Here is a 5,779-nt window from a genome sequence, read left to right as displayed (position 1 = left end):
GGCCCGGCCTCGGTCAGGGGGTGGGGCGGGTCAGGCGACCGGAGCCGGCTCCTTGTCCCCGGCCCCCGCCGCGGGGGCGGTCTTGCCGAGGGCGACACCGGCCGTCGCCGGGCGGTCGTCGTGCGCGTCCAGGTCGTCGTCGAGGAGCGTCTGCTCGTCGAAGGGCAGGTGTCCGGCGAGCACCTGGTCCACCCGCTCCCGGTCGATCTCCTTCGTCCACGTGCCGATCAGGACGGTCGCCACGGCGTTGCCCGCGAAGTTCGTCAGGGCGCGGGCCTCGCTCATGAAGCGGTCGATGCCGACGATCAGACCGACGCCGTCGACCAGCTCGGGCCGGTGCGACTGCAGACCGCCGGCCAGGGTGGCCAGGCCCGCGCCGGTGACGCCGGCCGCGCCCTTGGAGGCGACGAGGAGGAAGAGGAGCAGCGGGATCTGCTCGCCGAGCGACATCGGGTCGCCCATCGCGTCGGCGATGAACAGCGAGGCCATGGTCATGTAGATCATGGTGCCGTCGAGGTTGAAGGAGTAGCCGGTCGGGACGGTGATGCCGACCACCGGCTTGCTCACGCCCAGGTGCTCCATCTTCGCGATGAGGCGGGGCAGCGCGGACTCCGAGGAGGAGGTCGACAGGATGAGCAGGAACTCGCGGCCCAGGTACCGCAGGAACGTGAGGATGTTCAGGCCCGCGACGACCCGCAGCAGAGCGGCGAGCACGACGAAGACGAAGAGGAAGCAGGTGATGTAGAAGCCGATCATCAGCACGGCAAGGCTCTTGAGCGCGTCCAGGCCCGCCGAGCCGGTCACGGCGGCGATCGCGCCGAAGGCACCGACCGGCGCCGCCCACATGATCATGGCGAGGATGCGGAAGACCAGCCGCTGGATGTGCTCGATGCCGCGCAGCACCGGCTGCCCCGCCGAACCCATCGCCTGGAGCGCGAAGCCCGCGAGCAGGGCGACGAGAAGGGTCTGGAGGACCTCGCCCATGGTGAACGCGGAGACGATCGTGGTGGGGATGACCCCGAGCAGGAACTCGGTGGTGTCCTTGGCCTCGGCGGCGACCTGGCTCTGGCCCGTCTCCTTGACGGCGTCGGTCACCGCGAGGCCCGTACCGGGGTCGATGAGGTTGCCGACCACCAGGCCGATGCCGAGGGCGACCAGGGACATCACCAGGAAGTAGCCGAGGGCGATGCCGCCGACCGCGCCGACCTTGGCGGCCTTCCGTACCGACCCGATGCCGAGCACGATCGTGCAGAAGATGATCGGCGAGATCATCATCTTGATCAGGTTGACGAAACCGGTGCCCAGGGGCTTCAGCTCCTGGGCGAAGCCGGGAGCCGCCAGACCCACGACGATGCCGGCGAGTACCGCCGCGATGACGGCGATGTAGAGATAGTGGGTACGGTCCCGGCGGGCGGGTGCTGCCACGGCCACGGGTGCCTCCTCTTCGAGTTCATCCAGGGAACGCGCAGGGCGTGCGGCTCACGTTCTGGGCGATGGCCCGAATATCCCGGAGCATGTGAGGGGGGTCATCCTTGCGTTCATTGAGTTCGCGTTCCGGCCCCGGGTTCACGTTTCGTCCGTGTGACACGGGCGGGTGCAGACTTGTCCCCATGCGCGTTCCCAGACCCCGGTCCCTCGCCGGCCAGCTCTTCGCCATGCAGATCGTGCTGGTCGCGGCGGTCGTGGCCGGGTGCGCGCTCTTCAGCTGGTTCACCGCCCACGGCGAGGCCGAGGACGCGGCGGAGCGGCAGGCCATGGCGACCGCCGTCGCGGTCGCGGGCTCGCCGTCGGTGCGCGCCGCCATCCGCGAGCCCGACCCGACGGCGCTGCTCCAGCCCTATGCCGAGCGGGTGCGGCGGGGCTCCGGGGTCGACTTCGTCACGATCATGAACCCCAGGGGCATCCGCTGGACCCATCCGACGCCGGAGCGGATAGGCGAGACGTTCCTCGGCCACATCGACCGCGCCCTGGAGGGCGAGACCTTCAGCGAGACGTACACGGGAACCCTGGGACCGTCGGTGCGGGTGGTCACCCCGGTGTACGACGGCGAGCGGATCGTGGGCCTGGTCTCCGCCGGGATCACGGTGGAGAGCATCAGCGCCCGGGTGCAGCGGCAGCTCGGCGGTCTGCTCGCGGTCGCGGCGGGCGCCGTGGCCCTGGGCGGCCTCGGCACGTACGTCGTGAACGCACGGCTGCGCCGGCACACGCACGGCATGAACGCCACCGAGCTGAGCCGGATGCACGCCTACCACGAGGCGACGCTGCACGCCGTGCGCGAAGGGCTGCTGATGCTGGACGGCGCGCGGCGGATCGCCCTCATCAACGACGGGGCGCGGGAGCTGCTCGGGCTGGGCACCGACGTGGTCGGCCGCTCGGTGGCCGAGCTGGGCCTGCCCGCGCCGCTGACCGGCGCGCTGCTGGCGGCGGAGCCCAGGGTGGACGAGGTCCACCTCACGGCGGACCGGATCGTGGTGGTCAACACGCAGCCGGTGGCGAGCCGCGGCAGGCGCGGCACGGTGGTGACGCTGCGGGACCACACCGAGATCCAGGCGCTGGCCGGGGAGCTCGACTCGGTGCGGGGCTTCACGGAGGCGCTGCGGTCCCAGGCGCACGAGGCGGCCAACCGGCTGCACACCGTCGTCTCGCTGATCGAGCTGGGCCGGGTGGCGGAGGCCGTCGGGTTCGCCACCGCCGAGCTCGAACTGGCGCAGGCACTGACCGACCAGGTGGTGGCCGCGGTCGGCGAGCCGGTGCTCGCGGCGCTCCTGCTGGGGAAGGCGGCTCAGGCCAACGAGCGGGGCGTCGAGCTGGTGCTGACCGAGGACAGCCAGGTCGACGACGGGCTGCTGCCGGAGTCCCTCGCGCCGCGCGACCTGGTGACGATCCTCGGGAATCTGATCGACAACGCCGTGGACGCGGCCGTGGGCACGGGCGACCGCCCGAGGGTCACGGTGGCGGCGCGGGCCGTGGACGGCTCGCTGGTCCTCCGGGTCCGCGACACCGGGCCGGGGGTGGACACCGCGTCGACGGAGGAGATCTTCGAGCGCGGCTGGTCGACGAAGTCGGCCTCGGGCCACGGCCTGGGACTGGCGCTGGTACGGCAGACGGTCCGGCGGTACGGCGGCTCCATCGCCCTCGGGCGCTCGGACGAGGGCGGCGCCGAGTTCGCGGTCCGGCTGCCGCTGCGCACGGTCTCGGAGGTCCCGGCGTGAGCGGCATCCGCGTGCTGGTGGTCGAGGACGACCCGGTGGCGGCGGACGCGCACGCGCTGTACGTGAGCCGCGTCCCGGGCTTCGAGGTGGCCGGTGTCGTCCACTCCGGCGGCGGCGCGCGCCGGGCCCTGGAACGGGGCGGCGTCGATCTGCTGCTGCTCGACCTGTACCTGCCGGACGGGCACGGGCTGCACCTCGTACGGTCGCTGCGGGCCGGCGGACGCGCCGTCGACGTCATCGCCGTCACCTCGGCCCGCGACCTCGCGGTGGTCAGGGAGGGCGTCTCTCTGGGCGTCGTCCAGTACGTCCTGAAGCCGTTCAGCTTCGCGACCCTGCGGGACCGGCTGGAGCGGTACGCCGAGTACCGCGCCGCGGAGGGCGAGGCGGGCGGCCAGGACGAGGTCGACCGCGCCATCGCCGCTCTGCGGGCGCCGGAGCCGGCCGCGCTGCCGAAGGGGCTGAGCGGCCCGACTCTGGAGGCCGTGACGAGGACGCTGCGCGCCGCCGAACACGGTCTGACGGCCGCGGCGGCCGGGTCCGCGGTGGGCATCTCCCGGATCACGGCCAGGCGTTACCTGGAACACCTGGTGAGCGCGGGGCGCGCGGAACGCAGCCCGCAGTACGGCCAGGTGGGCCGCCCGGAACTCCAGTACCGGTGGGTGAGCGGCCGCTGACCGCCCCGCCGGCAGTCCGGCTTTCCCGGGCGTCCGGCGCGTCCGGCGCCGGGGCCCTCCCGCGTCCGGAGAGCCGCGGGGGACCCGCAGCGGGCGCCGCGAGCCGGTGATTCCCTCCGGTCACGGCACCGACCGGTGATCCTTTTCGGGCGCGGTGCCAGTGCCGCGTCAGCCGAGGTTCGCCCCGTCGCGACGCCCTGCACGGCACTCCCCCGCAGCCCTCCGGGCGCGGGAGGTACCCCCACGCTGTGCGTTGGCCGAAAGCCCGAGCAGGCCCACTACGAGGGCTTCCGGCCGCCTTGCGATGCTCCCCCCGCCTCCGGCAGGAGGTACCCCCGAGCACCGGACGCCGCTCCTCAGCGGGCAAACCCCGACCGACGCGGCACTACACCTAGCCGCGGACCGCCGCGTCCAGTGCCTCACGGATCTTCGCGGCGGGGGCCGGCGCGCCCGGGTCCTCGGCCAGGGCGGCGTCGGGGCGCGTCAGGTACGGCAGGCCGTAGGCGGGGGTGCCGGGCTGGAAGCGCCAACTGTCGGCGAGCGGCCCGGCGTCGACGGTGTCCCAGCCGAGGGCGTCCAGGAGCTCCGCGGCCCGCGCCTTCGCGGCCGGGTCGTCGCCCGCGACCGGCAGGGCACTGCGGTCGGGGGCGCCGGAGGGGCGGGCGAGGTCGTGGAGGTGCCGGAAGAAGATGTTGTTGAACGCCTTGACGACGTGCGCCCCCGCGAGGTGGCGCTGCACGAGCTCACTGCTGGTGACCGTGCCCGCGTCCAGCTCCGCGATGTGCCCGTCGCGCTCGGGGTAGTAGTTCAGCGTTTCCAGTACTGTCCTGCCCGCCAGCGGCCCGGCCGGGATGCTCCGGTACGCCTTGAGCGGGACCGACACGACGAGCAGGTCGCCCGCCTCCGCCGCCTCCTGCGCGGTCACCGCCGTCGCGTGTCCGCCGAGTTCGTCGACGAGCTCCTTGAGCGTTTCCGGCCCCCGTGAATTGCTGAGCACGACGTCCATGCCCGCGGCGACCGCGAGCCTTGCCACGGTGCTTCCGATGTGTCCGCTGCCGATGAGTGCGAGTGTGGTCATGCTGAGCCTCAACCGCCTTCGTACGTCACGGATTCCCCGCGCTGGGCCGAGCGGGTGACGCGGACCGCGCGGACGACTCCGGTGGTGCGGATGACCCCGGTGGTGCCTGCCGCGGTCACACCGGGTCGAAGCGGAACACCTGGCCCCGAGCGCCCTCGCCCTTGCCGCAGTCGAGCTGCCGGACCGGCGCCCACGCCTCCTTCGTACCGCCGGGGACCGACAGGCACAGGCCGGAGTGCAGCGGCCGGAGCCGGTAGCCGCCCGCCCGGCCGGCGACCCGCTCCAGGCGGAACTCCTCGGACTGCCCGCGCGTGCCGCAGTAGTCGTCCTCGACCGGCGCGCCCTCCTCCCCCGCGCCCTGGCGGATGCCGGTGCAGCCCGGGCCGAAGTCCGGGTGGTCGGTGGCGATCCGCCAGCGGCCCCCTTCCTCGAACTCCAGCGAGTAGGCCGGTAGCGCGGTCTCGCAGGGCGCCTGGAAGACCTGTCCGGTCTGGTCCTCGGCGCGCTCGGACAGGCACAGACCCGAGTGGGCGAGCCGGACGAGGTAGGGCCCGCCGGGACGCGGATAGCCCGGCGGGGGCAGCGGCGACGATCCCGGCCCGCCCGCCTCGGTCCCGTCCTGCCGCATCGCCATGATGCCCGCCGCACCCCCGCCCGCCAGGGCCAGTGCGACGGCGGCCGCGACCAGCCACGGCCACCTGCGCGTGCGGCCTGCGGAGCCGGGCGCGGGCCGGCCCGCGCCGGGTTCCGGCACGGCGGCGGGAGCACCGCAGAGGGACCGGGCGCCCGCCCCCGCCGCGCCGGACGTCCCGTCC

5 protein-coding genes are annotated in these 5,779 nt (G+C 73.8%); 2 read left to right on the top strand and 3 right to left on the bottom strand.

What is annotated here, in order from left to right; genetic code table 11:
• Positions 1 to 30: 30 nt before the first annotated feature.
• On the bottom strand, positions 31 to 1,431 hold the full coding sequence (locus tag GUY61_RS33425) for a cation:dicarboxylate symporter family transporter (RefSeq protein ID WP_313896988.1): 1,401 nt from the start codon (positions 1,429 to 1,431) through the stop codon (positions 31 to 33).
• Positions 1,432 to 1,610: 179 nt separating this feature from the next.
• Here GUY61_RS33425 and GUY61_RS33420 point away from each other — a divergent pair, with 179 nt between their 5' ends.
• Together GUY61_RS33420 and GUY61_RS33415 are read left to right on the top strand one after the other, a co-directional pair.
• The gene (locus GUY61_RS33420; protein WP_166634079.1) at positions 1,611 to 3,212 is read left to right on the top strand and encodes a sensor histidine kinase; all 1,602 of its coding nucleotides are present in this window, start codon (positions 1,611 to 1,613) and stop codon (positions 3,210 to 3,212) included.
• Positions 3,209 to 3,886 carry a response regulator gene (locus GUY61_RS33415; RefSeq protein ID WP_166634078.1) on the top strand — a complete coding sequence of 226 codons (678 nt, stop codon included), beginning with the start codon at positions 3,209 to 3,211 and terminating at the stop codon, positions 3,884 to 3,886. The genes GUY61_RS33420 and GUY61_RS33415 overlap by 4 nt, the downstream gene beginning before the upstream one ends.
• A gap of 391 nt (positions 3,887 to 4,277) precedes the next feature.
• Here the strand turns inward: GUY61_RS33415 and GUY61_RS33410 are convergent, their stop codons facing one another.
• Both GUY61_RS33410 and GUY61_RS33405 read right to left on the bottom strand, forming a co-directional pair.
• The gene (locus GUY61_RS33410; protein WP_398957820.1) at positions 4,278 to 4,976 is read right to left on the bottom strand and encodes an NADPH-dependent F420 reductase; all 699 of its coding nucleotides are present in this window, start codon (positions 4,974 to 4,976) and stop codon (positions 4,278 to 4,280) included.
• A gap of 103 nt (positions 4,977 to 5,079) precedes the next feature.
• A partial coding sequence (locus tag GUY61_RS33405; protein ID WP_208106779.1) for an RICIN domain-containing protein occupies positions 5,080 to 5,779 on the bottom strand: 700 nt, incomplete at its 5' end.

The organism is Streptomyces sp. GC420 (assembly GCF_009916105.1).
Lineage (GTDB): Bacteria > Actinomycetota > Actinomycetes > Streptomycetales > Streptomycetaceae > Streptomyces.
This window is presented reverse-complemented; position numbering and strand designations above follow the sequence as displayed.